At 62.5% G+C, this 26,201-nt stretch carries 22 protein-coding genes and 4 pseudogenes; 11 read left to right on the top strand and 15 right to left on the bottom strand.

The window, feature by feature from the left end:
* Positions 1-269: 269 nt before the first annotated feature.
* Positions 270-1,116, top strand: a pseudogene (locus IE101_RS15415) (IS5 family transposase); the annotation flags it as partial.
* A 399-nt stretch (positions 1,117-1,515) separates the two neighbouring features.
* Here the strand turns inward: IE101_RS15415 and IE101_RS20110 are convergent.
* Complete coding sequence (locus tag IE101_RS20110; protein WP_444542715.1) at positions 1,516-2,418, bottom strand: transposase; 903 nt, start codon at positions 2,416-2,418, stop codon at positions 1,516-1,518.
* A 331-nt stretch (positions 2,419-2,749) separates the two neighbouring features.
* Between IE101_RS20110 and IE101_RS15405 the strand changes: the two genes are divergently transcribed.
* Entirely contained in the window at positions 2,750-3,061 is a 312-nt protein-coding gene (locus IE101_RS15405; RefSeq protein ID WP_229804223.1) for a LysR substrate-binding domain-containing protein, read from the top strand.
* A 273-nt stretch (positions 3,062-3,334) separates the two neighbouring features.
* On the opposite strand, the gene ctlX is transcribed toward IE101_RS15405, so the two are convergent.
* Positions 3,335-4,288 (bottom strand): citrulline utilization hydrolase CtlX, encoded by a 954-nt coding sequence (ctlX, locus tag IE101_RS15400; protein WP_229804221.1) that lies wholly within the window; start codon positions 4,286-4,288, stop codon positions 3,335-3,337.
* Complete coding sequence (gene ocd, locus IE101_RS15395; protein WP_189634725.1) at positions 4,288-5,358, bottom strand: ornithine cyclodeaminase; 1,071 nt, start codon at positions 5,356-5,358, stop codon at positions 4,288-4,290. The genes ctlX and ocd overlap by 1 nt, the downstream gene beginning before the upstream one ends.
* 127 nt (positions 5,359-5,485) lie before the next feature.
* Here ocd and IE101_RS15390 point away from each other — a divergent pair, with 127 nt between their 5' ends.
* Complete coding sequence (locus IE101_RS15390) at positions 5,486-5,911, top strand: Lrp/AsnC family transcriptional regulator (protein ID WP_189634724.1); 426 nt, start codon at positions 5,486-5,488, stop codon at positions 5,909-5,911.
* A gap of 2 nt (positions 5,912-5,913) precedes the next feature.
* On the opposite strand, the gene IE101_RS15385 is transcribed toward IE101_RS15390, so the two are convergent.
* From IE101_RS15385 to IE101_RS15365, 5 genes are all read right to left on the bottom strand, one after another.
* Positions 5,914-6,315: an alanine racemase C-terminal domain-containing protein gene (locus IE101_RS15385; protein ID WP_189634723.1), complete on the bottom strand. Its 402-nt coding sequence runs from the start codon at positions 6,313-6,315 to the stop codon at positions 5,914-5,916.
* A gap of 244 nt (positions 6,316-6,559) precedes the next feature.
* Positions 6,560-9,274 carry a hypothetical protein gene (locus tag IE101_RS15380; RefSeq protein WP_189634722.1) on the bottom strand — a complete coding sequence of 905 codons (2,715 nt, stop codon included), beginning with the start codon at positions 9,272-9,274 and terminating at the stop codon, positions 6,560-6,562.
* A 415-nt stretch (positions 9,275-9,689) separates the two neighbouring features.
* Complete coding sequence (locus IE101_RS15375) at positions 9,690-10,085, bottom strand: hypothetical protein (RefSeq protein WP_189634721.1); 396 nt, start codon at positions 10,083-10,085, stop codon at positions 9,690-9,692.
* A gap of 123 nt (positions 10,086-10,208) precedes the next feature.
* The gene (locus tag IE101_RS15370; protein ID WP_189634720.1) at positions 10,209-10,430 is read right to left on the bottom strand and encodes a hypothetical protein; all 222 of its coding nucleotides are present in this window, start codon (positions 10,428-10,430) and stop codon (positions 10,209-10,211) included.
* A gap of 1,083 nt (positions 10,431-11,513) precedes the next feature.
* Positions 11,514-11,858 (bottom strand): plasmid mobilization protein, encoded by a 345-nt coding sequence (locus IE101_RS15365; RefSeq protein ID WP_189634719.1) that lies wholly within the window; start codon positions 11,856-11,858, stop codon positions 11,514-11,516.
* 413 nt (positions 11,859-12,271) lie between these two features.
* Between IE101_RS15365 and IE101_RS15360 the strand changes: the two genes are divergently transcribed.
* The 5 genes from IE101_RS15360 to IE101_RS15340 all read left to right on the top strand — a co-directional run bounded on the left by IE101_RS15360 (position 12,272) and on the right by IE101_RS15340 (position 17,077).
* Positions 12,272-12,739, top strand: coding sequence for a hypothetical protein (locus IE101_RS15360; RefSeq protein WP_189634718.1), 468 nt, complete (start codon positions 12,272-12,274; stop codon positions 12,737-12,739).
* Positions 12,740-12,753: 14 nt separating this feature from the next.
* A complete protein-coding gene (locus IE101_RS15355) occupies positions 12,754-13,569 on the top strand; it encodes a P-loop NTPase family protein (protein WP_189634717.1) in 816 nt (271 codons plus the stop codon).
* Between the two features lie 2 nt (positions 13,570-13,571).
* Positions 13,572-14,381 carry a hypothetical protein gene (locus IE101_RS15350; protein WP_189634716.1) on the top strand — a complete coding sequence of 270 codons (810 nt, stop codon included), beginning with the start codon at positions 13,572-13,574 and terminating at the stop codon, positions 14,379-14,381.
* A 1,072-nt stretch (positions 14,382-15,453) separates the two neighbouring features.
* On the top strand, positions 15,454-16,047 hold the full coding sequence (locus tag IE101_RS15345; protein WP_189634715.1) for a DUF6088 family protein: 594 nt from the start codon (positions 15,454-15,456) through the stop codon (positions 16,045-16,047).
* The gene (locus IE101_RS15340; RefSeq protein ID WP_189634714.1) at positions 16,040-17,077 is read left to right on the top strand and encodes a nucleotidyl transferase AbiEii/AbiGii toxin family protein; all 1,038 of its coding nucleotides are present in this window, start codon (positions 16,040-16,042) and stop codon (positions 17,075-17,077) included. The genes IE101_RS15345 and IE101_RS15340 overlap by 8 nt, the downstream gene beginning before the upstream one ends.
* Before the next feature lie 88 nt (positions 17,078-17,165).
* On the opposite strand, the gene IE101_RS15335 is transcribed toward IE101_RS15340, so the two are convergent.
* Complete coding sequence (locus IE101_RS15335) at positions 17,166-17,522, bottom strand: DUF736 domain-containing protein (protein ID WP_189634713.1); 357 nt, start codon at positions 17,520-17,522, stop codon at positions 17,166-17,168.
* A 19-nt stretch (positions 17,523-17,541) separates the two neighbouring features.
* Positions 17,542-17,799 (bottom strand): annotated as a pseudogene (locus IE101_RS15330) (transposase); the annotation flags it as partial.
* Between IE101_RS15330 and IE101_RS15325 the strand changes: the two are divergent.
* The 3 genes and pseudogenes from IE101_RS15325 to IE101_RS15315 form a co-directional block, all read left to right on the top strand.
* Positions 17,796-18,867 (top strand): annotated as a pseudogene (locus IE101_RS15325) (Mu transposase domain-containing protein); the annotation flags it as partial. The pseudogenes IE101_RS15330 and IE101_RS15325 overlap by 4 nt on opposite strands.
* Entirely contained in the window at positions 18,864-19,715 is an 852-nt protein-coding gene (gene istB / locus IE101_RS15320) for an IS21-like element helper ATPase IstB (protein ID WP_189634712.1), read from the top strand. The pseudogene IE101_RS15325 and the gene istB, both read left to right, overlap by 4 nt.
* Positions 19,716-20,222: 507 nt before the next feature.
* A complete protein-coding gene (locus tag IE101_RS15315; RefSeq protein ID WP_189634711.1) occupies positions 20,223-21,875 on the top strand; it encodes a calcium-binding protein in 1,653 nt (550 codons plus the stop codon).
* 375 nt (positions 21,876-22,250) lie between these two features.
* Here the strand turns inward: IE101_RS15315 and IE101_RS15310 are convergent.
* From IE101_RS15310 to IE101_RS15290, 5 genes and pseudogenes are all read right to left on the bottom strand, one after another.
* Positions 22,251-23,008, bottom strand: a protein-coding gene (locus IE101_RS15310; RefSeq protein WP_189634710.1) for an IS5 family transposase whose coding sequence is annotated in 2 segments (ribosomal slippage) — positions 22,251-22,684 and positions 22,684-23,008 — 759 coding nt in all. Because the reading frame shifts where the segments join, the coding sequence is not laid out codon by codon here.
* Between the two features lie 66 nt (positions 23,009-23,074).
* Positions 23,075-23,262: pseudogene (locus IE101_RS15305) on the bottom strand (IS1634 family transposase); the annotation flags it as partial.
* A 111-nt stretch (positions 23,263-23,373) separates the two neighbouring features.
* Positions 23,374-24,771, bottom strand: coding sequence for a class I adenylate-forming enzyme family protein (locus tag IE101_RS15300; protein WP_189634708.1), 1,398 nt, complete (start codon positions 24,769-24,771; stop codon positions 23,374-23,376).
* Positions 24,768-25,607, bottom strand: coding sequence for a hypothetical protein (locus tag IE101_RS15295; RefSeq protein WP_189634707.1), 840 nt, complete (start codon positions 25,605-25,607; stop codon positions 24,768-24,770). Before IE101_RS15295 ends, IE101_RS15300 begins: the two co-directional genes overlap by 4 nt.
* Entirely contained in the window at positions 25,600-25,854 is a 255-nt protein-coding gene (locus IE101_RS15290) for a phosphopantetheine-binding protein (RefSeq protein WP_189634706.1), read from the bottom strand. Before IE101_RS15290 ends, IE101_RS15295 begins: the two co-directional genes overlap by 8 nt.
* Positions 25,855-26,201: the final 347 nt, after the last annotated feature.

Below are 26,201 nucleotides of genomic sequence, written 5' to 3'. Positions count from 1 at the left end.
CGAGCTCACCTTGCGATCCATCATCAAGCAGATAGTAGGCGATGTCTTTCTTCTGCAGAACATATACTCCAGTGGAGTATAAAAATCAAGACCAGCCATGTTATGGTCACTCTGCTGTTTGGCGTGCGCAAAGAGACCGGTCAAGAATAACGGTACTGCAGCGACCATGTGACCTTGACCGATAAGTGGCGGGGTTTCTCGATCGCTATGTGGCGTGGCCGATAACGAGGGCAGCGGCGGCGACCTCGACGACGTCTTCCGTGATCGTGGTCAGCTCGTTGAACCGCGACCGGCTGCTCACGACCGACATGTCCCGCAAGGTGATGGCAGCGATCCTAGCGCACCGCGAGGTCGCGCCGCTTCTGACGGATGATCACTTCTCGGTCGACGGCACGCTGGTCACGGCCTGGGCGTCGATGAAGAGCTTCCAGCCGAAGGCTGATGACACGCCGCCCGATGACGGCACGGGCAGCCCGCCCGGACCTGTCCCCCCCCGCCGAGGATCAACCCCACATGACTGAGACCGACCTGATGTCCCGCCCAAACCGTCAGAACCGCAATGCCGAAGTCGACTTCCGGGGTGAGAAACGCTCGAATGCCACTCATGCCTCGACCACCGACCCAGACGCGCGGCTCTACAAGAAATCCCCCGGCACCGGCGCGCTGCTGTGCTTCATCGGCCATGCGCTGATGGAGAACCGCTCCGGTCTGATCGTCTAAGGCGACCTGACGCAGGCCAACGGTCATGCGGAACGGCGCGCGGCGACGGACATGATCCATCGCCATTCCCCCGGATCGACACGACAACTGACACTGGGCGCGGACAAGGGCTTTGACGTGGCCGAGTTCGTAGCTGATCTCAGGCAGGCCTGCGCGACCCCGCATGTCGCGCAGAAATCCCGATATTCAGCAATCGACGGCCGCACCACCCGGCATGAGGGTTATGCCTTGTCGATCAAGAACCGCAAACGGATCGAGGAGGCCTTCGGCTGGGCCAAGACCGTCGGAGGCATGGCCCAGACCGTCTATCGCGGCCTCGAACGGGCGCGCTCCCGCTTCATCCTTACAATGACCGCCAACAACCTGGCACGGTTGCCACGACTGCTGGCCGCCTGACGATGAAAAACCGCGTGAGGCACACACGCCTTCCGGACACGAAAGCCAGAGGCGGGCTGCCAAGCCTGCAACGACAGAAAACTGTTCCGGCTCGGCGACTATTTCAGCGGCCTATTCTCATGATCGCTGTCAACCCCTTGTTTCATAGCGAATAATCCGGCGGAGCCGGGCGCAGCGTGATGGAGACGCGCAGGGTAGGAGACGGAACTGAGACGACGGTTGAGCAAGCTCTCATGCGCGGGTTGGGTACCGCATGACCGTGGTTTCGTCTTGGGGCTGCCTCGCTCTAAGGATCGGGCATCGACAGGTCGGCCCATAACAGGCACGAGGGTTCCCCACCGCGTTCCGTCCCCAACCCTGCGCATCAGACAGGGTCGAGTGTCGTTGGTCGTGGCTTTCTCAAGCCTTGGCTGGCGTGGTGGCGCGGGCGATCGCCCAGATGAAGCCTGCCATCTCGCGCGCGATGGCCGTGATGACCACCACCTTGGCCTTTCCGGCCGCAACCAGATGGCGATAGCGCTGGCACATCCTGAGCTGTCCTTTCCAGGCAATGTCGCGGACCGCCTGCGGCAGCGACGCCAGTCGGGCAAGGAGCTTCGGGCTGACGCGGGCCTGCATGCGGTAATTCCAGGCGCCCTCGACAAGTGCGCGCCGGGCAAGACCGCTACCCGCCTTGGTGATCCCGCCCCGCCGGACACTTGCACCGCTGGAATGCTCCGACGGCGTCAGGCCGAGGTAGGCCATCAGTTGCCGCGGATTGTCGAAACGCTGGAAGTCCCCTACCTCGGCCACCACCGTCACTGCGACGATGAACCCGACACCGCGCATCGCCTGAACTGCGTCAACGACCGGTGCGAGGCTCCAGGTCGGCAAAAGATCCGCGATCTGGCCCGTCAGACGCTCCACCCTTGCCTCCGCATCCGCAAAGTCAACCTGCGCCTGCTGACCTGGCTCGGTCTCGAAGCGTCGTTCGAACTGTCGCGGGACCGCCGGACGGATCAGGCGCAGGTATTCCGTCAGCGTCGAATAAGCCCCCTCATAGCCCATCGCCCTGATTTCACGATGCAACCTGCGTCCCGAAAGTCCAGGGAACGCTTCCAGCCGTTCCGTCAGATACGACCGGAACCGAAGCGCCAGCCGTTCGCCCGGCTCTCGGGGCCCATAGACCGGCGCCTCCAGGCCACGCTCGAGATATTTCCGCACCGTCTTGCGATCGAGACCCGTCTGCCGCGCGATCGCGCTCACGCCCAGGCCCTGACGATTCAATTCCAAGATCATCACGATCTCCCTCAGTCCTACCACCTGCGCGCCCTTCTCTTGGCATCAACAGGGGGAATTCTGCGCCGCCGATGGTCAGGGGGGCATGCCCCCCCTGACCATCGGCATCAGCGCCAAACTGGGGAAATTTCATCCAGCACTCACAGCGGTTGCGGTTTGAGCTGCCATAAACTCGCGGGGCGCGCGCATTTTCAGCCCTGAGTGCGGGTGGTTGGCCAGAACATAAACCCATGTCAAAATCAGTCGAGTTTTGGGAAAGTTTTGTCCATACTCTTGGGCAGCACTCGGGTTGCAACGCGGGACCAGAACCTCGACGTCCAGCGCGACGCCCCAACTGCCGCCAGAACGGAACAGATTGGCAATCCGGCGTGACCTGATCGAGTGGCAGTTGCACCATGGTAGCGGGGCGTCCGTCACCGTGCTGCCGAAAATCGACTTCGCGGCCAACCGGCAATCCATTCTGGTCGAAGCTGCCATCGCCGGGCTTGGCGTCGCGAATCTGCCGACCTTCCTGGTGGATGCTGCTTGCCAGTCGGGCAGCTTGGTGCGGCTATTTCCCGACTGGGAGCCCACGCCCATCGAGATGACAGCCCTTTGGCAGAGGGACCGGATCACCGAGCGGCTCGTCAAAGCCATCGTCGCCGAGTTCGTCGTGGCGTTCGACTGAGCCCGCGTGCCTCCCCGGTTCATCAGACCGGGGAGGCGCCTTTGTTCAAGACTATGCGCTGTAAAATGACGGTCTTCAGGGAGTGGGCCCAAACGCAGGTTGCGCCCGCGACCGATGGCAATCCGGCTCAACGTGCCGGCAGTTCGGTCAAAACGTATTGTGCCGAGCCGCACGTATAAATTGCTGCTCTCATCCGCCTCTCAGCCCGAAGTGCCAGATTTGTCCATGGAGAAAGTTCGGATTCTGCGGGTTGATCATGGCAGAGAAGTCGCGTCATCGGGCACTTGGGCGCGGGGTCAGGTGAACACCCGCCAGCATGCAGCGCACGGATCCGCCTGCCAGTTCGATGGTGGGAATATCCAGCGGCAGTAGCGCTACATGGGCTTCCAGCCGCGCCTTCTGGTCCGGTTCCAACGCCCGCAGCGCGCGGGCCGAAATCGCCAGGACTGGTCCCTGATCGCCGGTCAGTTCGATGGCATTGCCGGCAAACTCCGTGATCTGGCGATGCGACAGGTCCAGGATATCGCGACCGCTATCCGCTAGGCGTTGCTCGATTTCTGCCCGGCGGGCGGGCAGGCGGATCGTGTCCAGCCCGATCAGCGCAAAGCCGGTGCCAATGCACATCAGCACATTTGTGTGATAGACTGGCTTGCCTGCGCCATCCGCGGCATCGAAGACAATGGGTTCGAAGTTGAAATGCGTGCAGAACCGCTCCAGCGCCACTTCATTGGTGCGATGTGATCGCGCAGCGTAGGCCACACGCTCGACATGGTCCAGCACCATTGCCCCGGTACCCTCTAGAAACACATCGTCTTGTTCCAGCCCGGAATAGTCGATCACGTCCTGAACGCGGTAATTGTGCTTCAGCATTTCGATCACATCGGCCCGGCGCTCCAGCCGCCGGTTGGGAGAGTACATCGGATAGATCGCGACATGGCCGCCCGCATGGGTGGAAAACCAGTTGTTGGGGAAACAGGAATCCGGCGTGGTGGTGCCCGCGTCGTCAAACAGATGCACCCGCACCCCGGCGGCCTGCAGGCTTTCAGCGGCCTTGGTTGCCTCGTCATATGCGGCCTGCGCAATTGCGCGGGCGCTGCGCGCTGAATCGGTGCCCTGAAAGGCGTTGTCCACTGCGGTTTGCGGATTGGGGGTGAAGTGGTGCGGGCGGATCATCACCACGCCGCGCGGGGCCTGAACGCTGGACGCGGCGGAACGGGTCGGGGTCATCACAGGGTCTCCATCAGGGGGGCAGGGGCGGCGGCGCGGATCAGCCCGTAGAGGTTGCGCGGATCGGTGGGGGCCGCCACAAGGTCGATATCTTCAACAAAGGGTGTGCCTTGCACCACATCGCGCAGATAGCGCAGGGCCGACAAGTCTTCGGTGGCAAAGCCAACCGAATCGAACAGCGTGATCTGGTCGCGGCTCGTGCGCCCCGGCAATTCACCCGCGATCACGCGCCAGAGTTCGGTCACCGGGAAATCCGGCGCCATCTGCTGGATCTCGCCCTCGATCCGGGTCTGCTCGGGGAATTCGACGAAAACCGCCGCCCGGTGCAGGATATCGGCCTGCAGTTCGGTCTTGCCGGGGCAATCGCCACCGACCGCGTTGATATGCACGCCCGCGCCGACCATGTTGTCGTTCAGCACCGTGGCATTCAGCTTGTCGGCGGTGACCGTGGTGATGATATCGGCGCCGAGCACCGCTTCGGCCGCGGAGGCGCAGGCGGTGATCGTCAGGCCCTGATCCGCCATATTGGCGATGAACTTGGCTGTCGCCGCGGGGGCGATGTCATGGACGCGCAGCCTGTCGATGCCGCAAAGTGCGCGGAAGGCCAGCGCCTGGAATTCCGATTGCGCGCCCAGCCCGATCATCGCCATCACCTGCGCATCCGGCCGCGCCAGATATTTCGCCGCCAGGGCCGAGGTTGCGGCGGTGCGGATCGCGGTGGTGATCGTCATTTCCGACAGGAAGCGCGGATAGCCGGTGGCCACATCCGACAGCAGGCCGAAGGCGGTGACGGTCTGCAGCCCGTCATGGGTGTTCTTCGGGTGGCCGTTCACATATTTGAACCCGTAAAGCGTGCCGTCCGAGGTGGGCATCAGCTCGATCACCCCTTCCGCCGAATGGCTGGCGACGCGCGGGCATTTGTCGAACAGCGGCCAGCGGCGGAAATCTTCCTCGATATAGGCCGCCATGCCCCGGATCGTGGGTTCAAGGCCCTGATGCGCCAGCAGGCGCAGCATGTTCCCGACCCCGAGATAGGGCACCGTCTGGCAGATTTTCGCTTGGGCTTGCATGGATCTTCTCCGGTTGCGGAAGCTCCGGCAAAGGATAGCTTCCGACGATAGTTGGCATAAATTGTGGTTATTACTGAAAGCCGCGCCGAAACTGTACAATTTGCCCGGCTTCGGCTAACAGTTTGTCATGCACATCTTTGATGACCTTGACCGCCGACTGATCGCCATGCTGCGCGAAGACGGGCGGGTGCCGATCTCCAATCTGGCGACCATTCTTGGCGTGTCGCGGGCCACCGCGCAGGCGCGGCTGGACCGGCTGCTGGATACCGGCGCGGTGCTGGGCTTCACCATCCGCGCGCGCGAGGATCACAGCGACAACAGCATCCGCGCCATGATGCTGATCGAGGTGAATGGCCGGTCGACCACCGCAGTCATTCGCCAGTTGCGCGGCATGCCGGAACTGCATTCGCTGCACACGACCAATGGCAAATGGGATCTCGTCGCCCAGCTCCGGGCCGAAAACCTGCATGATTTCGACCGGGTGCTGCGCGAGGTGCGCACCATCGAGGGCATCACCAACAGCGAGACCAGCATTCTGCTCAGCTCGGTCTGACATCAGCTGCCCCCGTGCAGGCAGAGCCGGTCGTTCAACCGGCCCCAGCTGCAGAACAGATCGGCCAGGACGCGGCCCGAGATGCGCTCCACCTCGGCGGCGGCGATCGCCTCTGCGCCCTGCGCGCCAAAGGCCACCGCCACATCGCCGCCCTGCACTGCAGGAATGTCGGTGACATCGGCCATGATGGCATTCATCGACACCTTGCCCATCACCGGGGCGCGGCATCCGCGGATCAGCACCTGCCCGAGATTGGAAAAGCTCCGCCGATAGCCATTGGCATAGCCTAGCGGGATATTGGCCAGCCGGGTATCGCGGGCCAGCCGGGTGGTGCGGTCATAACCCACTGTGCTGCCAGCCGGAAACTCTGCCACCATTGCCACTCTGCCGTAGAGCGACAGCACCGGCGCGAAATCCGGCGGGGTGCCGATGCAGCCATAAAGCGCGGCGCCGCAGCGCAGATTTTTGCTGACATGGTCAGCGGAACTGCCCTGGACAAGACCGGTGCCCGGTGAGCTTCCCGTCAGTGCTTGCGTCTTCCAGTCGACTGCCCCTTTTCTTTAAGGCATTTGTCCCTGTCAAAACCGGATGGGCGGGCAGCCAATATCAGAGGCGCGTCCGAGCTAGCAGCCTCTTCCCTCAACGAGATCAAAGCCGACTGCCGTCATCCACTTGCCAAACTGCCATCTCCATGCCGATCATGGCCTCGAAGTCTGCGCGGGCCGCAGAAAGGTTCTTCTGCCGCCGCCGATCAACAATCAAAGGCCATGGCTTCCCCCGCTGCCCAATGGGTCGAACCTGCAGATAGGTCAGATGTTCGGCATGATGGACCAGCGCCTCGGAAATATCCGTGCGCTGCAGCCATTTTTTCGCGGCTTCGAGGCTGGGAAATATTTCCGGAGCGATCTGCACCAGCGCCTTGGGCGCGACGGGCAGGAAGCCACCGCTGGCCTCCAGCACGGCTTCAGCCCGGTTTCCACCATTACGAATCTCCGGCCAAGACATGCACCGGTCAGCAGGTACACCGAGCTCCTCGGTCGCGGGATCATCATCAAGCCTGCGCAAGTCCAGTGCGTTGAGAAGAAGAACCCTTCGGGGAAATCGGACGGCCCGGACCCGATCGAGGGCCTGAATGACTTCAGCCTCGCGCACCTGCCACAGGATCCTGTTGATCCGAGAATCCAGATGCACCTGGGTCGTCACTGAATGCGCCCTGCCCATCTTGTCCTGCAAGGCTCTGCGGCGGACATCATAGCTCCCGTCGCCCAGATCGAACGGTCGAGCATCGAGTGCGAAATAAGCCCGGGCGATCGCCTCGACGGCAGAAGCGGGCGGTTGTTTGCGTCCGATCAGGATGATCGTTTGCCGGTTGGTGAAAGCGTTGATACCACGCACGGCGCCGAAGTGGGTCCATGCCAGAGGCATCCCCAGAAGGTCGTCGCAGCAGCCCCGCCGCCGCGCCTCCTCGTCGACGGCAAGCGTGGACACCACCAGCACGCCTGCAGGCGCGGCTGCGACCTCCCGCCTCAAGACTGTGTCCAGCCCCTGCCAAAGCTGCTCCCGTTCCGCAGCTATCTTTGCCGAAACCTGATACCCTGGGATCGGAACGAGAGATCCGGTGCCGAACCCTCGCCCAATGCACTGCACGACCTCGCCCTGCCGCCGCAGATCGATCTTTGACACCACCATCCGCCGCCGCAATGCCCGACCCACCAGAACCGGATCGGCCGTCCCGTCGAGCACGATCATCGGCACGTCAGCCTTGATCGCGGGCCGCGCAAGACGGTGCGCCGTGATGGATCGAAGTTCGCCAGTCGCGTCCCTGCGAAAGCTGAGCCCGTTGAAGTCGGACCGGTCGATCACCCCGGAAACGAACAGCCGGACTTCCTCGAGGATGGCAGAAAGGACCACCAGCAGGGATTGCAGGTCCGGCAAGGCCGTGACCGCGAGATGCTCTCGCAAGGCCTGTTCCGGAAGGCCCGGCTTGAGCCCGCCGCGCAGCTTGCGCTCCAGACCACGCAGCATTTTCAGCGCAGCTTCAATTTCTTCGACCATGATGCTCGTTGCGATTTCCTGCAAGGGAGCCGGGCAAGCCAAGCCATCGCGCAGCCTCTCGAGCAGGTCCATTACCGAGCTTGGCGTTGCGTCGTCCGTCTCGTCAGATACCGCGCAGTCACACTCCTGCAGTGACTTTCGCGGTTTGGGCTCATCGCCATCGTCCGGTAGCAGGGTTGCCCAGTCCGCTGCCATCCCCAGCGCCTCGACCTGGATTGTAATAGCTTGTGGCAAGCTCGCGGACGGATCCTCATCAATGATGACAAGATGCGGCGCAGGGAAGGCGGGCAGCTGCGTGAGGCTGGCATGCGTCAGGATGAACACACCGCCTCCGACGTGATCTTTCAGCGTCTTCATCTGGGCGAGATAGGCGCACCCCGCGGCATGCGGGCAGATGGCAACCGCTCCGGGCTCCGAGCTGCCACAGAGGATGGATTTGACGGGATACCCTTTCCCAGCCAGCTCTGCAGCGGCCGCGTGACGTCGGCACATCCGCTCGCTCGCGCCCTCCTGCACAGGCGCCCCCCTGCCCCGAAACACATGGACGGGGCGGGACGATGCCGCCATATCCCGCGCAAATTCATCGGCCTTTTTCAAAGTGGGTTGGAAGACCGCCACGACCGCCTCAGTGGGGAGAGCGTCGATCAGACCCACGACAGACCGGGTCTTTCCGGTACCTGGCGTGGCGAGGGCGAGGTGCGCTGTGGCAGAATCCGCAGATCCGGTTACAGCGGGAAGGAGATCAAGGGTGATGCCGGGGACATCTTTCAGCAGCCCCTGAACGATCCCGGCCATGGCTGGAAAAGATCCAGAATACCCGCCCATGGCGAAAAACGCCGCCAGTGCCTCGAAGCAGGCGGATCTGCTGGGGGGCTCAGGCTTGGTCTCCCTGCCCTCTTCAGTCGCGTTAAGCTCCTGGGCGCGCGCGGCAATCAGTGCAGAAACTTGCGGAACCACCTCGTCCTGGATCGCCTGCATGACCTCGCACAAGCGTGCTTCGCCCTCGGCAAGATCCACCACCTGCTGATCCGGCCGCGCGGAGGCCGCACCTCCGTCGGCCTCCGCCCACTCGAGAAATTGCTGGTCGGACAGTTGCTTGATCGTGCCTGGGCCGGTCTTCGACAGCAGGGCGTAGTTGCCGGACCGTCGCCCTTCCAACCGGACGACGACCGGGCGTTCATCCAAAAGAGCGAGCGCAACACCAGAGGCAGCGTCAAGAATCCGCCCGCCGCGCAGGAGCAGCAGGGCTTCTATGTGTGCTGCCTCGGTGTAGTCCTCGTGACAGTCGAAGGAGAAATGGCGTGACACGCTGCTGGCGTACCCAGGGTAAGAGGGATCGGATGATCTGCCTATTCTACCCCACGAGGACACACCCGCGAAGCCGGGTTGGACCCGTTGTCCACAGGCTTGTACTTACCCGCAGAAATACGGTCTTGCGGCGTTTAACCAAAAATATCCGGCCCGGACGAATGGTCCAGATCGCTCATGGTATCTGGATCTCCGGCATCAGGGGCATCCGGCACGATATGCGCGCCCAGGATCGCCATCGCGTCAGCGGGTCCGCTGAGACAACAGTATTCCCCCGGCGACATGAGGATATGGATCTCCCTACCCTGCACATATTCTGAAGAACTCAGGGCGGCCTGCGCGCCATCTGCCTGCAAGATCCTGAGACTGATGGAACGGCCGGGGGCAGCCCGCGCGCAGACTTGGCGCAGGTTCCTCAGGAATTCGGCCCGGCTGCCCGGGGGAGCGGAGCGCCGAGCCAATCGATCAAAAGCTTCATGTTCTGGTCGATGGCGGTGATGCCCAATGCTTGCTGCCGCATCCGCACCTCCATCTTCTGCACTGCTTCCGCCAAGGTGGACACCGACGTCTCCTGGTCCAGCATTTGAGACATGGCTTCGGCCGTGGTCTGCAAGCTCGTCGCGATCGTACCAAGGGAATGCATCATTGCTTCCATGCGCTCCGTGATCGTGCTGTCCATCCCTTCCTGCGCCTCCAGCAACTGGTGCAGCGGCAGGATCAGGCTCATCAGTCTCTCCACCATAGTCGTCAGGGTATCGAACTGGGCCTGCGACAGGTTTGGCGCGATGTTCGCGGCGGGCAAGGCTTGCATTCAGGATCTCCAGAGTTCGGACAAGTCGCGGCAAGGTGGACAGGCTATCAGGGATGGCGCGCGCGAACCGCAGCAGGCTCAGCCGGGCACCCAGACGCGGCAAGACCGCCAGAAACCGCACCGTCAACGCGGCGAGAATTCGGCCCGGGCCGGCGGGCCCAGCAAGCGTCCGAGCGTATCGGTCAAGCTGTGGATCGCCTCGTCGCGCGCCCGAACCTCCGCTTCCAGAGCCGCGATTTTGAGGTCCTGCTCCGATACCCGCGCCAAAAGCGACTGCGAGAGGGTCTGAATCTGTTGCAGGAGCTGACGCTCCATCGCGGTCAAAGTCGGTGGCGGCTGCAGCATGGGCGGGTTCCAAGGATATGGGGGACAGACGGTTGGCGGGAATCCATCGGGGGGGCCAAGCCAATGGCCCGGCGGACCAGTCGCGCGCGTGGAAACCCGGCTCCGGCCAAGCCCCCAGACCATAGCGGCTCGCATTGAATAGCGCGCGTTTGCGCCAGGCTGTTTCAAGCCGCGTGTTCGCGGAGGTCAACTCTGCCGCACGTGCGGCGACCGCCTCGGGAGGAACGACCCCAGCGCCGGCGAAATCCTCGGCAAACATCCGACCCGTCAGGCGGATCCGCTGCGCGGCTGGGGCACCCGGAGCGGTAATTGTCATGTGATCTCGCCCGACGCCATGCAGGACCAGTCCGTGGCGCCGACAAAGGTCCCGCACATGTGCCAAGACTGTCGCGCGATTGCAGAGATGGCCCGCAGAAGCGGCGTCGGAGAGCTCGGTGACCAGCTGTGACCGCAGGTCAGGTGTCCAGATGTCTCCGGCGCGTTCGGCCGTCTTTTGCTGTTTGATATGCCAGTCGGGGACATGCACGAGACGGCGCCTCGCCGGATCGCGGGGATCCGCCCAGGCAAAACGGAAGTTGAGCAGATCCTCGAACGCATCCCACATGGCGCGGCTTGCCGGACCCGGCGGATCGATATTGAAGGACCGCAGGGACCCGTCGGGTCGCGTTACCCAGCGCGCCACCAATAGATTGACCTCAAGCCGGCCGAGATGCGTGTGCGTCGTAGCAAAGACCGGGGGTCGACACCGGGGCGGGACGCCGGCAAAGGCGATCTCGCACCAAAGCCCCACAGCCAGATCGATCGCACCGCGTGCCGAAGGATCGCCCCGGTTGAACGCGGCGACATCGACATCTTCGGTCGCGAAGGTCAGCACGGCCGACCGGTATTTCAACTGGCCGGGTGCCATGCGAATGGCGGCGCGCGCCAGGGCCGGATCGCCCATCAGGATTTCTGGAACCGGATCGCGGCGTACCATGATGACACCCCCAAACGTCGGCTTGGGCACGGCATGGGCGGATGGGTATTCCACGGCGTCTTGGGCAGACGGCCCCTCAGGATCTTTCGCATATTTCGAAAAGCTCATCAGCATGGCGGCGCGCCATGATCGCAAGCATCATCAAGGACGAGCGACCATGGCATGGCCACATGCCGAAACGCCCGCTCGATCGCTACAAGATGCGCCTGCAGCAGGAGCGCATCCATGGCCGCCTCTTGGTGTTGGATCTGGCGGGCAAGAGATGCCAATTGCCGCTCGGCCATCACCAGAGCCTGCATGATCCGAACGGTTTCGGAGGATGTGTTGCGGGGCGCGCCGCGATGTGCCGCAAGCAAATACTGGCTAACCGACTGCCCTGCCCTCTCCGCCGCAGCGGTCACTTCCGCGCGCTCGGCCTTGGTCACATAGAGGGCGTCCCAGCGGGTCCGCATGTCATCAGCAGCTTTCCGGGGCCGCGCCATAGCCAATAGGTCCAGTTCAGGGGGGAGTTTTACCCCGGTGGTGCGAGGTGTCTTGCTCCAGGGTGGCCGATCCGAACCGCACAAGCACGTCTTTCCCCCACATCAGCATGCATCAAAATTGCATTAACCCTGCACATCGACCGCACAGTTTTGCATCGGTGAGACCCTGGTGGCGCAGCGCGGGTCAACATCTCCGCATGATCGCTGCATCATGCCAAACCCTTCGGGGTTGCGCCCCAATGCGCCCAGCGTAAGGGCGACTCGCGAAAACGCAAAACTATTTATTATCAATGCGTTGCACGATTTTATATTTGGAGGAGACCCTTTTTCCGGCATCATGTTGCGCAAGTGAACACCCAGAAATGCCGACGAGAATACCACGAATGGAACGCGGACGACCCCTGAGCGAACGGCTGAAAATGCGGGCGGAAGACCTGGAGCCCGACAAGGCTACCGCCACCATTTTCAAGATCATCGAAGCCCGGTGTGTGATTGCCGAACAGCGATTGCGGGGGCTGTCCTGGGCCGCGCTGACCCGCCTCCTGGAAGAGGAAGGTGTCAATCTGTCGGAAGGAACATTGCGCAACTACGCGCGTATGATCGGCATTGCCGAAGCCGCCTTGCGGGCCAAGGGCAATCCCGATCCGACGGACAAGGAAATCCACGCCGCTCTCTATGCACCTGGGAACGCGGGGCGCGCAGCGCCGTCCCGGATGCGGCCCCTGCCCCAAAAACCGCTGCCGTCTGCCCCTGCCCACTTCGGTGCACAGCAAAGTACGCCGACCCGCCCGGATCTGTCGCCGCCCCCGGCGCGATCCTCCGTCAACCGCAATCCAGATCGAGACCTGTAAAGGACAAAACCGAGATGAAATCCTTCAAGAGCTATCTGATGCTCACAACGAGCCTCAAGGGCGGGGGCGGCAAGAGTACCTTTGCCTGCGCCCTCCTCGATAACATGCGCGACCACGGCATCCCGACCGCTGCCTATGATGCTGATGGCGCCATCGGGTCGCTGAGCGACATGCATGCCCGGCGAGATGAACACGGCCGCAAGTTGGACAAGCAGGACGCCCTGGAGGGCGTGGCCGGTTACAACATCCGCGATGAAAGCAGGGCGGAGCTCATCAATTCGCTGGACTTTGGCCATCAGCACATCTTGCACGACGTGGCGGGCGGCGCCCTGGTCGAGCTTCAACGGCTCTTCGCCGACCGGGACAGCCTGCGGAATTTCGCCCGGGCCTTGCGGGACTGTGAGACCTGCGTTGTCTTTTTTCACCTCGTGACGCCGGACATCAGCACCATCGAATCCGTCGCACGTCATATGAAGTTGACGGACGATCTTGGCGATCTGGCGGCCTATTTCCGCCATATTGCGGTCCTGAACATGCAAGGCAATCGCAGCGATCAGGATTTCCCCGTATGGTACGGATACACCAACCGACAAGGCGAGATGCGGGGCGGCAAGACCCGCCAGCGCCTCCTCGAAAACGGTGGGGCCGAGATGCATTTGCCCGCCTTGAACGAGCGCACGATGGTCTTGCTCAAAGATCTGGGGCTCCCCTTCGCGCAAGCCTGCCGCGATCGCGGCCTCTCGCTGATCGATCAGCAGCGCATCAGCATTTTCCGCCAGGATTTCGACGAAGCGATGACCGCCGATGTGCGCCAGTTGATCGGGCTCTAACCATGGTTCCCGAAGTGAAGCAGACGCGGCTGGCACATCTTCTCGAGGGGTACGCTCCCCTCGAGAAAGAGCTCGAGGCCAGAATTTGGGACCGGGTCTTTCGAGCGGGCTGGTCGCCCGATGATCCGATGAGCCTCCAGATTGCCCATGATACGATCCAGGAAAGCCGGATGGACAGCTTCGGCGCCAAGATGGCGGCTTTGCCTGGGCAACTTGACCGGGCTGTTCAGTCCGCTCTGGACAAGGTCGAGGCCGCGCGCGCCCGCGCCGCCAAGGCAGATCGCCAGGCCATTGCCGAGCAGGTGGCCCAAGATACGACGGCGGCGCTGCAGGCCGCCCTGCCGCGCTTCGAAAGGACCCTTCATCGCCGCACCGCGCAGCGCCTCGTGCTGACCTTGGCCTTCGTCACGCTAGTCACAGGGACCGGCGGATACATCTGGGGACGTCACGACACCGCCGAGTTGGAAACCCGGTTCGCCGCTTTTGCCACGCGTGCCGATGCGGTGACCTGGATCAGCCTGCTGACTTCCAACGGAAATCTGGACCAGAATATGTCTGAAGCCTGCACACCCGGTGGCTCCGGGTTCGTCGTGACCCCGGAAGGCAGACGGGCCTGCCATGTCCCGCTCTGGCTCGATGCCCCGGACGTGCCGACGCACGGCCCCCTGACCGTCACCGATTTTACCACGGATCACCTGACGTCCTTGCAGACCCGGGCGTCCTCTTTCGTCCTTCTCGCGGTCGGTCTTTTGCTCGGGGCGGTCCTGCGGCCCCTGCCGCGCAAGCTCCGGCGCTGGATGGCGCAGAGGTAAACCTCGAGACTGAGATGGCGCCACGCCATTTGGCGGGGACAGATTCCTCAAAGAAGAACGGCAGCCAGAAATTCAGCCAGTCAAGACCGCTTCGGAACTTTGGTCGAAGCAAGGACCATAATGAGGGCGCACATCGCCCTCACCGTTCCTGCAGCCGGTTGCCATCGGCTTTGGCGATGACCATGACCATGACCATGACCATGACCGGCCGGATAGTCAGGACGGCAGTCCATCAAGATAGACCGCATCCAACCCGGAAAGGCATGTTCAGCGGACCAGCTTGTGCCAGCGCGTGGTGCGTACCCAAAGCCCTATCGGGTCAATGCCGCAGAGCCACGATGCCCGGCTGGCGGCGTAAGCTGTGGCATCCTTCCAAGACATGGGGGCGGCTCCCATCTTTGAGGGCAGAGGACCATCCCCCGCGCGACAGGCGCCCGAAGTGTCTGACCGGATCTGCAATCACCCTCGTGCGTTTGGCCCAGTCCTTTCTGTTCGGGGCCGAATCCGCGAGGGCGGCACGCCCGCGTAGCCGACCCCCCCAGCCTGATGGGAAATCGGGGTTGAGTGTCAAAGAGACGGATCAGACCAAGGTCAGCGAATGGAAGCGGGGGATGGGGCTTCGACCCAGAACTGGAGCCCCTGCCCCGTCCGAGGATGCCCACCGCTCGCTAGCCCTGCCGCCATGCGGGTCTCAAAGATCGGTGGGTTTCAGGCCAGAAAGTAACAGCGGAACGCTGCAACTGATGAATACCGGCGGGCCTGCCCGCCACCTGGAAATCTCTGGCATCAGGCGGAAGCGCCGAACCTGTCGGCACCGTTTTCCTTCCGGCCAGACTGGCCGTCGCGCAAGAGATCGTTACCCGGATGGGGGGAGACTGCCCGGCAGGCTCCAGTCGGCTCGACCAGAGCCCGGTCCCGGCCCTGCCGGGATGTGCCATATTCAATTGCTGGAACGCTTTTGCCCGTACGCCTCACTCATCCAAGCCTAAGATCGCCACACTTGATTGTCAGAAAAATATAGCCTATTTTCTGACACATGATGACGCCATCCTCCTCTGTTGCCGATCGGGTCATGAAGCGTGTCCGTGCAAACGGACGCGGCAGCGTCTTCACGCCGCGCGATTTCCTCGACATCGCCGCCCGGGCCGCTGTCGACCAGGCACTTTCGCGTCTGGCGAAGTCCGGCCAACTGCGAAGGCTTGCCCGCGGGCTTTATGATTTTCCGAAGCTACACCCCAAACTGGGGCCTCTGTCCCCTGCGCCGGATGATGTGGCACAGGCCCTCGCCCGGGAAACCGGCTCGCATCTGCAGATCGATGGCGCCCGCGCTGCAAACGCGCTCGGCCTTTCGACGCAGGTTGCCGCACAAAGCTCCTGGCTCACCGATGGCCCCTCCCGGCGCGTCGTGCTGGGCAAGCGCGTCGTGGACCTTCGCCATGCCTCGCCCAAGCATCTGATTGCGCCCGGCAGCCCAGCCGGAACCGTCGTTCAGGCGCTGCGCCATGTAGGGGCTTCCCGCGCGGCAGATGTGGCACAAGTGGCCGCCCGCACCCTGTCGGATGGCGACAAGAGAATCCTCAGCAAGAGCGCAGCTCAAGCGCCTGCCTGGATGCGCGCAACACTTCTGTCGATTGCCGGTCACGGATTGGGCGACCTTCGTGGATAAGTTCGCCCGTCTCCCCACCGCCGAACGGGCCGCGCTCTTCGGAGAAAGCGCCGCAGCTCGCGGGGTCGCCAACACGATCATCGAGAAGGACTTCTGGGTCTGCTGGACCCTGAGGCGCATCTTTGCATTGCCAAAGGGCGAGACGGCCTCCCTTGTCTTCAAGGGCGGGACTTCGCTTTCCAAGGCATACAACGCAATCCGGCGGTTTTCCGAAGACATCGACCTGTCATTTGACCGCGCCGACCTCGGATACGCAGGCGAGCGTGACCCCGAGAAGGAAGGCCTAGGCCGAAAGAAGGCGGAGAAACTGATCGACGATCTGGGCGTCGATGTCGCTGCGCATATTGCAGCCAAGCTTCTCCCCGCCCCGCAGAGCGCCTTCGTCAGCGCGTTGGGAGAACCTTCCGAGGGTGAATGGTCGCTGGTCATCGATCCTGCCGATGCTCAGACAGTGAACTTCCACTATCCGGCGGCGTTCACCGGCGCCGACTATGCCGGAATGTCCTACATCACCCCCCGCGTGAAACTCGAACTCGGAGCGCGAGGCGATCCCTGGCCCACTGAAGAAAAGGTGATCCGGCCCTATGCGGCTGAGGACTTCCCCGCCTTCTTCGAGGAGCACGACACAACCGTGACCGTTCTCTCCGCGCAACGCACCTTCTGGGAGAAGGTCACGGCACTTCACGCAGAGGCCCATCGGCCCGACGGCTCACCCACGCCGCAGTATTTCTCGCGGCACTTCTACGACATCGTGATGCTGCTTGAGACCGTCGAGGGGAAGGCCGCCGCGCAGGATTTCGACCTCCTGGCACAGGTCGCGCAGCACAAGTCGATTTTCTTCCGATCAGCATGGGCAAGCTATGGCGCTGCAAAACCCGGATCGTTGCGACTCCTGCCCAGCGAGGCGAGGATCAAGGACCTCCGCGCCGACTATCGGGCCATGGCTCCGATGATGTTCGATGCGAAGGCTCCAGCCTTCGACGAAATCCTGGCACGGATCAGGCAGTTCCAGGACGATGTGAACCGCTGAGACCCATCGGGCGCCGAACATCGGTTATCGCGGATCTGGAAGAAGCCATCGGTCCCGGTCTTTCAACCGGGGCCTTTTGCTTTGGCGATCAGTCGCCGCGGCGGGAGTTGGGGCGGGACCACATAATGGTCGAGCCCTCGCCGTCTTCGTCATCGAAAAGGTTGGCGTAGATCGGGGCCGCAAAGCTCGGATCGTCCAGCTTCAGGCCCGGGTATTCGCGGCCTTCGTTCGACGTCTTCGTCCAGGCGGCGCCGATCTCGGCGCGGCCGACCAGGACCCGGTGAGAGGGCGCCTTCTCGCCCGAGACCCGTAGGTCGGGGACCAGCGCATTGGAGCTGGCTGACCGGCTTGGCGCATCAAGGCGCAGCGAGTGGGTCTTCCAACGCGGCCAGTGTTCTGGTAATGTTCTTGCCTCCCCGCCCCCGCGAATCCCGGTGCTGCCCATGTGCAATCTTTATTCACAGCCACTGGGTCTTGGCCGTGGCGTGGTCGGGCTGCGCAAAGGCCGTGGCGATAAAGGCCGAGACCACCCTACGGCTGCTCTTACCGGCGTGGGCCAAGGCATTGCGCTGGAAAGGCACTCGGCAGCGCTGCCAGGTGGTCGACAGCACTCGCGCCGTGGCCGCCTTGATGCCCTCATGCGCATCGCTGATCACCAGCTTCACACCCGAGAGGCCGCGGCGCACAAGATCGCGCAGAAACTCGGTCCAGAACGGCTCAGCCCTTGGCGCACATGCTGTTCCACTTCCGCCTACCGTGGTCGGGCTTCGAACATGCCCATGTCATCTTGGGTGGGGAAAGCCATGTCGCTCTGGCCGAGGGGCTGCAGAATGCGCTCTGGTCAGCAGGTGGCGCGCCGCATCAGCATCGCACAGACAGTCTCTCGGCTGCATTCCGCAACCTCGATGCAGCCACCGAGGCGGATCTGACCAAGCGGTATGAGGCGCTGTGCGCCCATTATCGGATGTCGCCGACGCGGAACAACCGCGGCGTCGCCCACGAGAACGGATCAATCGAAAGCGCACATGGCCACCTGAAGGCCGCGATCCGTGACGCTCTGCTCATGCGCGGCACGCCCGACTTTCTGGATCTGACGGGCTATCGGGCCTTCATCGACGAGATCGTCGGGCGCAGGAATGCGGCGCGGGCTAAGCGGATCGCGGCGGAACGGGCCTATCTTCAGCCCCTGCCTGCAACCCGCACCACGGACTTCGAGGAGGTGATAGTCACGGTCTCGAGCACCGGAGGCTTCACCCTGCGCAAGGTCTTCTACACCGTGCCATCCCGCCTGATCGGCCACCGTCTGCGGGTGCGCCTTCATGACGACCGGCTTGAGGTCTTCATGGGCGGCACCCATCTGCTGACGCTGCCCCGGGGGCGGGCCCATTCAGATGGGCGACATGATCAGGTGGTCAATTACCGTCATGTCATCCATGCCCTGCGCAAAAAGCCGATGGCGCTGCTGAACCTGGTCTACCGTGACAAGCTCTTCCCGCGCCCGGCCTATCGACGTGCCTTCGAAGCGCTGTCAGCCCACCCAACTGCCCGAGAAGATGGCCTGCAAGATCACCGTCGACCTTTTAGCCCTTGCCCATGATCGTGGCTGCGAGTGTGACCTGGCCGAGGAAGTGGACAGAGTGCTGGACACCGGCAGCCTGCCTGATCCGGTGGCCCTGCGTCGCCTGTTCGGTCCAGACCCTGCCGATTTGCCCAGCATCTCGGTGCTGCCGGTCGCCCTCGACAGTTATGACGCGCTGGTTGCCAACGCTTGTGTGGAGGCGTTCGCATGAAGACCGCGCATCCCATCGACGAGGCCCGTCTTGGCATCATGCTGAACGAGCTGCGCCTGCCCACCATCAAGACCCTTTGGCCCCGGTTCGCCGAAACGGCCGACCGGGAGGGCTGGCCCGCAGCGCGCTTCCTGGCTGCCATCGCGGAGCATGAACTGGCCGAGCGCGCCAACCGCAGGATCGAACGCCACCTGGCTGAGGCACATCTGCCGCCGGGAAAGACCTTCGACAGCTTCGCCTTCGAGGCGGTGCCTATGATCTCGAAAGCACAGGTCATGGCCATGGCCGCCGGGGACAGTTGGCTGGCCAAGGGTGCCAACGTGCTGATGTTCGGCCCTCCGGGGGGTGGCAAAAGCCATCTCGCAGCGGCTATCGGCCTGGCTTTGATCGAGAACGGCTGGCGCGTTCTCTTCACCAGAACGACCGATCTGGTCCAGAAGCTCCAGGTCGCCCGCCGCGAATTGCAGCTGGAAGCGGCCATCGCAAAGCTCGACAAGTTCGATCTGCTTATCCTGGATGACCTGGCCTACGTCACCAAGGATCAGGCCGAAACCAGCGTGCTGTTCGAACTGATCTCCACTCGTTACGAGCGCCGGTCCATCCTGATCACCGCAAACCAGCCCTTCGGCGAATGGAACAGGGTCTTCCCGGACCCGGCCATGACCCTCGCCGCCGTCGACAGGCTCGTTCATCATGCGACCATCTTCGAGATGAACGTCGAAAGCTACCGACGACGCGCCGCGATGGAGGCAAAGCGATCCCGTGGCAGGCCAGCCGCATTCGCGACAATCAACAACACGCCCCAGATTGTCGCGGAGCGTCAATCAACTCCGCGACAATCAGGCTGATACCGTCCCTAACACCGCGACGTAGAATCTCATCCAGATTGACGCGCGCATCTCACCCAGATTGTCGCGCTATATGTGCGGCGCGACAAACAAGTTGAGACTCAGCGTCAATCAGGATGGGACGCGGTGTTGGGCCTGTGACGGAAGGAGGGCGTAGCCCGACTGGAGGAACAGGCCCAACACCGCGTGCGCTTCGAATTTGCGTCTGCGATTGCGGCCGGACCGATACGCTGGTGGTTTTCAGGCCTGCGCCAGGCCGCGATTTCCACTCCGCTCGGCCTTGCGCCAGACCCGCTCCAGCACCGGGCGAAATTCCTCCCAAGGCACGATGGCATCGATTTTCGAAACCGTCCCGTTGGGACCTCAACAGCCGACGTCGCGGATTGTCGCGCCATGCTTCAACAGGACCCAGACGAATGACACCGCCAGATAAGTCCGTTTGGACAGTTTGACCGGATCGTCCTTTTTGAAGGACCTTGGCGCTGTATGTCAGCGCGGACCACCAGCATGTCGCGCCGCATGAAAATTTTCAGCAGGAGCGTCCTTGTCATGGCAACAGTTACCCTCAACGAAGCCTTCGGCTTTTTCCAGGATTGGCCTGGGCAGTTGTTCCGGGCGGATGCAGATGCTGCAATTATCACACGGACCAGCACCCGCTTCGTTTACGAGTTTGAAGGTCCCGCGGGGGAGTTCGCGGGCTTTCAGGTCGAAATGACGGGCACGGGGTTCAGCTATGACCGTGGCGAGCCGGTCGGCGGTACGATGAACCGCGTCCGGGTGCTCGATCCGTCCGGGAATGCCATCCTGACTTACAGCAATCTCGGATCGCATCCGATATCGCGTGACTTCGACCAGTTTTGCACCAGCATCTTCGGCACGGTGGGTGATGATGGTCACGGCATCACAGCCAATCCTTATGTCGCAGCCAGTCTGCTCACGGCCGGAAATGACACGGTCACCGGATCAGAGGGCGAGGATGGTCAGGGTGTGATCGGCTTTGACCTTGGCGATGACGTCTATTTCATGCGCGGCGGCGATGACTGGATCACCGCTGGCATGGGCAACGACACGATCGACGGAGGGGACGGGTTCGATACCTATGCCCTGACCGAAAGCAATTACATCATGGGGGGCATCGCTTTCCGCGGGGCCATCGTCAATCTTCAGACCGGCATGGCGCAGGATCCCTGGGGTGGTACCGATACCCTGTCCAATATCGAAGCCGTGCAGGGATCGCGGTTTAGCGATGTGCTGATTGGTCAGAACCGCGATCGTTCGAACCTGATGGGGCTACGCGGGCGCGACACACTTGACGGTGGAGCGAACACTTTCACGCTTTCCGGTGATATCGACGAGGATCGCCGCGACGAGGTGCGCTATGATCAGGATGCCAGGGACGGGGGGCGGCGCGGCATCGTCGTCGATCTCGAAACCAATTTCGACAATAATTCGATCACAGGAACGGCCCGTGACGGCTTCGGAAATCTGGACACGTTGCGCGATATCGAGCGGGTGACCGGGACGCGGTTCAACGACAGCTTTGTCGGTTCGCAAGTCAGAAACGTCTTCGCCGGAGGGCAAGGGGTTGACAGTTACGATGGACAAGCCGGTTTCGACAGCATCAACTTCGACCGCAACACGGGCGATGCCGGTCCCGGAGTCGGGATTGTAGTGAACTTCACTCTGACCTCAGGGCAGATCAGGAATGACGGCTACGGCAATATCGAAACGGCGCGAAACATTGAAGGTGTCTGGGGCACCTCGATGAATGATTGGGTCAAGGGCAATGCGCGTGTCGAGGAGTTCTGGCTGGGAGAGGGACGTGACACCATGACCGGCGGCGGGGGCAGTGACAGCTTCGTCTGGGAAGCGGCGGATGAACTCGGAGATGGTGATCGCATTACAGACTTCCAGACCACCGGTCCCTCCGCAGACCGTCTGGCCTTCGATACCCCCGGGATTACCGGAATGACCACCGACCTGACTTTGGTGAATGGCACCGCGGCCACGGTTACGGGGGTTGGAACCTTCGTGTTCAACACCGCGAATGACACGCTATTCTGGGATTCCGATGGCGCGGGCGGTGCAGCACAAGTTGCGATTGTAGTTCTGGTTGGGGTCAACAGTCTGACGGCGGCCAATTTCGAATTCTGGGGTTGATCAGGCGCGCCGCGATGGCAGTGCGGTAATGGGCAATCATGAATTGAATGCCCTCCTCTGTCACCGCCGCGGAACAACCTGAGCCCCGAGCCGTCGGCGGACGGCCGCAACAACCAGAAGAGATCACTTACCGTCTTTTGGATCATTGACGGGATGGTCCACTCCCATGTTCAATTTTCCGTGATGGTTCGGAGCGGCAGATTTGAAGTGATAAAGAAGTGTCCCGAATTCTGAAGTTGATGAAAGCCGAAGGCCTCAAACACGAAAGGGCAAAGTCCACCGGCCCAAAGGCTCGTGTCGTGCGCCACGCCGACGCCAAACTGACAAAGCAGAGCAAAATGATTTCAGATGATTAGGGTCCAGCCTCATTGAATTTCACAGCCAGAACAAGACGGTTGCGGCGAGCATGATCGCGGAGAAGAAGGTTTCCGGGCAGCGGTCGTATCGGGTGGCGACGCGCCGCCAATCCTTCAGACGGCCGAACATGATCTCGATGCGGTTGCGCCGTTTGTAGCGCCGCTTGTCGTATTTGACGGCCTTCCTGCGGGACTTTCGACCGGGGATGCAGACCTTTATCCCGCTGTCTTTCAACGCTTCTCTGAACCAATCAGCGTCGTAGCCCCTGTCAGCCAGCAGCCAACCCGCCTTCGGCAGACTGCCCAGAAGAGCCGCGGCGCCTGTGTAGTCGCTGACCTGGCCGGCCGACATGAAGAACCCGATCGGCCGCCCCGTGGCATCGGCAACGGCGTGCAGTTTGGTGTTCATGCCGCCTTTTGTCCGCCCGATCTGGCGTGCGCGCCCCCCTTTTTCACGCACAGGCTCGACGCCGTGCGGTGTGCCTTGAGATAGGTCGCATCGATCATGATCGTCTTGTGATCGGCGCTCTCAGCGGCCAGGCCGACCATGATCCTGGCGAAGACCCCGTTGTCACTCCAGCGCTTCCAACGGTTGTAGAGGGTCTTGGCGGGCCCATATTCCTTCGGCGCATCACACCACCGCAACCCATTGCGGTTGACGAAGATTATGCCGCTGAGAACGCGGCGATCATCGACGCGGGGCTTGCCATGACGCTTGGGAAAGAACGGCTTCAGGCGTTCCATCTGGGCATCGCTCAGCCAGTAAAGATTGCTCATCGATCAGGTCTCCTTGCGGAGCCTCAATCATGCCAAACGCCTGAAATCAATGGGTCTGGAGCCTAGTACGGCGGTGTGCGGGCTTGCGCTGTGGCCTTTCGCCTTCAGCGGCATGCGCATGACGCCGTAGAGGACGAGAGCCTGGAAACAGATCGTGGCTTGGCTGCGGATGCGATCAGGCAGACGATGATGCACCGGCGCGATATTGAATTTGAATTCTGCACGCAGAAGCTGCGCTCGATATCCCTTATCGCGGTTCATACGGCGCGTTGCAACTGCCGGTCGGTTGCACTGGATCACCACGCGCACGGGCTAGCGCACCCCATACGGCGGGCATGCAAATGGCGGCGAGACCTCGGGCGAGCTCAGTGAGGCGAAATTGCCTGCTTGCCGGATGGCGCTATCGGGAAGTCGGACCGTACCTCGATCTGACGAGGCCTCGCATGGCTTTCCAACGCCGCGCGACAGTGTTCCCGCAGATCAGCTACAACAGAAGACGAGCCGTCTCTCAGCACGACCTCAGCGACCGGAACAAATCCAAGCAGCGGATGGGCCTGCCGGATGCAACGCGCCTCGGCAACGGCAGAATGACTGAGGAGAACAGCCTCGACTTCAGCAGGGTTGACAAGTTTGCCCCCCGATTTGAACAGCCGGTCCAGCCGTGCGACGTAGTGCAGCGTGCCGTCGGCATCCGCCCGAACCAGATCGGTCGAATGGAAATAACCTTCCGCATCCAGCCCCTCGTAGCCACCATCGGCACAGATGTAGCCCAGAAAGACCGTGGGTCCACGGATCAGCAGCCGCCCCGTTCCGGCAGGAAGGCCGGGGGTGTCGACCGGCGCGATCCGCCAGTCGAGATGGGCGAAGGGGTGTCCCACATTCCCCTCGACAAAGGCATCGGGATCAATTCGCCGGTGGCTGATGCGCGGGCCAGCCTCGGTCATCCCATAGAGATATTCCAGACGGCAGGCCGGAAAGGCCGCGTTCAGCTGGCGGGGCAGATCCTGGCTCATCTGTTCGCCACCCGTGGTGACAAGCCGGACCCCATCGAAGGGTTGCCCATTCCAGTAGGCCAGAAACAGCCGCAGGAAAGAGGGTGGCCCTTGCAGCACGGTCAGATCCTCGCTGCGGAGGGCCGCCTGAATTTCCGTGGGCGGGGCAGCCGGGCCAAAAAGGCGCACAGAGGCCCCAGCCCACAGCGCGCTCATCGCGCCGCCCATCAGCCCGTACATATAGGTGAGAGGCGTCGGCACCGCGACCCGGTCTTGGGGCTGAAGGCCGAGACGGGCGCTGATCTCGGCAGCGTTGCGGGTGATGGCCTCGGCCGGAAGGGCGACCAGCTTCGGCGCGGCCGTGCTGCCCGAGGTGCAGATCACCAGCGCCTCGTCCCTCGGGCCAAGGCTGCGGGGCGGCGCCTCCCCCACCTGCGGCCCGATCCGCGTGACGGCCGCGCCGTCCATCCGTGCGGCGGGATGCAGGAAACGACAGAGGTCTGCGATGCTTTCGGCGGTGCGCCCTTCCCGTAGGATGACGGGGACCAGACCGCGGCTCCAACAGGCAAGAAGGTTAAGTAGCAACTCGAGCGGCTCTGCCTGTGTCAGCAGAACGCGCGCCGCGCCCTGATCGCCTGCCTCGGGAAGCGGCATCGCCCGCGCCCGTACAGTAGCGACCATTTCGCCATAGCTTAGCCGCCCCCCGTCCCACAGCACCGCCGGCCGGTCAGGGATTTCGGCGGCACGGGCGAGAAACGCCTGCCAGATCATGTGCCAAATTCCTTGCGGAACATGCTGCAGAGAAACCGCAAATTCTCGGGCGAGGAGCGTATGATTTCTGCCGCGTGCTGCCAGTGGCTCTCGATCCAGGCGCGGTGCCAGGCATCTGGGGGCAAGTCATCATCGGGGGCCGGAACCGGTCGCGTCCGAAGACGGATTGCGTTCCCCTCCCAGAGCGCGAGTGTCGTGAAGGCGGGTCGCCTGATAATACGCGCGAGCGCCGCGAGACCCGGCGAAAATCGCCAGCTGCGATTGAAGGCCTGAAGCTCAATGATGGCTCCGCTGAAGCCACCGTCGGGCGCGGCATAGACCAGCCCGCCCTGCCGCAAATGCAGCGCCGCCCGCAGCATGATCTGCGCCCGATCAGCGGTGGCCGGGTCGATCAGCAGATCTGACAGGTCGGGCAACCAGTCCGGCATATCCCGGCGGTTGGTCAAGATGAGGGGGTTGCCAGATCGGGTCAGAAGCGCATTCATGCCAAACTTTGGTGGCCCCAGATGAGAGGCTGCAAGGATCACGCCGCCCGACGCCTGCGCGTGCTCAATGTCGGACCAGTCCGGGTTTTCCAGAAGGGCCAAAGCCTCGTGCCGCTGCTTCCGAGTGTAGAGGTAGACCCGCAACAACTCACCAGCAGCAATGCCCCACCAGGCGCGCGCAACCCAGGGCGCAAGGTCATCCCCAGTCAGGTCAAGATGACGGCGCCCCCAGTCGACCAGCCGGGCGTCAGGCTGGCGCTCTCGTGCGTGCTCGCGCAGCCAGTCTAGCTTTTCGACAAGCGATCCCATCGCGCCTGCGTGATGCGGCGCCGAATAGGCGGGGTCAGTCATGCGCCAGACCATCCAAATAGGCCGCCAGGTGCCCGATAGTGGCCAGCGCGTCCGCGGTCAGGGTTTCACTGCGCAAAGGCAGGCCAGTTTCAGCCTCGATCCCGAGCAAAAGTTCGAGAAGCCCGATGGAATCGATGCCTAGCCCTTCTGGGCCAAGCACTGTCTCCGGGGTCAGGTCTTCCGTCCCCTGCCCCATCTGCCGCGCAACCGCACTGAGGACCGTCTCCAAAGTTGCCTGTCCGCCCATGCTTTCTTCCCAACATGCCCTACACGCGGCACTTTTCGCCCTGCACATATACGCTGGGGTTTGCTCTGTGAACCCCTGCTCTGGTCCTCCCTCACAGGGCAGACAGCGAGGACCAACGGGTCGCCAGGATCCACGATGACCGCAGAGGAAAGGTGCCCCTCAATTCCCCCCGGGCTTGTGGCGCGTCAAAAGGTGCAAGAATTAGTGCAGTAAATGAAAAGATCGGCCCATACCGGATAACAAAAGCTTCTCTTCGCTGCGGCAAATCATCTGTGAAGCGGACGTCAAGTCATGTTTGGCTACATGTTTGGCTAGATCTGCCTGCAATATGCTGTTGAGGAATCAGC

This window comes from Gemmobacter lanyuensis (assembly GCF_014652355.1).
GTDB classification, from domain to species: Bacteria; Pseudomonadota; Alphaproteobacteria; order Rhodobacterales; family Rhodobacteraceae; genus Gemmobacter; species Gemmobacter lanyuensis.
Note: the sequence above shows the minus strand (reverse complement) of the source record. Positions and strands in the feature narration are given on the sequence as shown.